The 1194-nt window shown below is 65.7% G+C and carries 1 protein-coding gene; it reads left to right on the top strand.

Annotated elements, in window-relative coordinates; genetic code table 11:
- Positions 1-152: 152 nt before the first annotated feature.
- The gene (locus B2W70_RS06495; RefSeq protein WP_058087811.1) at positions 153-1037 is read left to right on the top strand and encodes an alpha/beta fold hydrolase; all 885 of its coding nucleotides are present in this window, start codon (positions 153-155) and stop codon (positions 1035-1037) included.
- The last annotated feature ends 157 nt before the right edge of the window (positions 1038-1194 follow it).

Below are 1194 nucleotides of genomic sequence, written 5' to 3'. Positions count from 1 at the left end.
ACGCATCGATGAAATGGAGTCCATGAAACGCACGCTGGTGAGGCTGGCGTCTGAATGCCACGGCAACGATCGCCCAGCCTGCCCGATCCTGGACGACCTGGGCCGAAGCTGTGCATGATGTCGCTCAGGCTTCACACCACAACGAGGACGACATGCCCCTTCCAACACAGCCAGGCTGGCCCCTGCAGACCTCGACCCTGAGCGCCTGCGGCATCAGAACCCGCGTGCTGCAAGGCGGCGCTGACCTGAAGGCCACCGAAGCCGTGGTGTTCGTGCATGGCAACCCCGGCTCCGGCGAAGACTGGCGCGAGCTGATGCAGGTGACATCGCCCGTGGCCCGCGTGATCGCGCTCGACATGCCGGGCTTCGGCCAGGCCGACAAGCCGGCGAACTACCCGTATTCGGTCGAAGGCGGCACGGCCTTCCTGACCGAGGCGCTCAAGCAACTGGGCGTGGTGCGCGCTCACCTGGTGTTGCACGACTTCGGTGGCCCCTGGGGCCTGATGTGGGCTGCCATGAACCCGCTTGGCGTGGCCAGCCTCACGCTCATCAACACGGGCGTGCTCAAGGGCTACCGCTGGCATTACATGGCGCGCATCTGGCGCACCCCCATCCTCGGTGAGCTGCAGCAGCTGCTGACCAACGAAGCGGGCTTCCGATGGGCCATCCAGCACGGTTGCCCCAAGGGCCTGCCGCTGGCCTTCACGCGCCGCATGTACCAGGACATGGACTGGGGCACCAAGCGCGCCATCCTCAAGCTTTACCGCGCCACGGGCGACCTCGATGGCCGCAGCCGGATGCTGGAGAAGCTGCTGTTGCCGATCAAACCGCCCACGCTGGTGATCTGGGGGGCGGCAGACCCCTACCTGCCCGTGCGATACGCGCATCAGCAGCAAGAGACTTTCCCGGGTGCCAAGGTGGTGGTGCTGCCCGAGAGCGGGCATTTCCCGTTCGCGGATGACCCACAAGGTGTGGCCCAGGCGTTGGTGCCGTTCCTGCAGGCGCAGGTGGGGCGCGGTCAGGGCATGGCTGCTTGAGGGGTCTCAGCGAGGCTTTGCGCCGCAACGACCAAGAAAAAAGCGCCTGCCGGCGAAAGCCAGGAAGGCGCTTTCCTCAAGATGGATTGGTCGGGGCGGTGGGATTCGAACTCACGACCCTCTGCTCCCAAAGCAGATGCGCTACCAGGCTGCGCTA

This window comes from Aquabacterium sp. UBA2148 (genome assembly GCF_002328915.1).
Lineage (GTDB): Bacteria > Pseudomonadota > Gammaproteobacteria > Burkholderiales > Burkholderiaceae_C > Aquabacterium > Aquabacterium parvum.
This window is presented reverse-complemented; position numbering and strand designations above follow the sequence as displayed.

What these genes read in the sequence shown, in the direction of transcription:
- B2W70_RS06495 (WP_058087811.1), top strand. Translation starts at nt 153, where the DNA reads ATGCCCCTTCCAACACAGCCAGGCTGGCCCCTGCAGACCTCGACCCTG.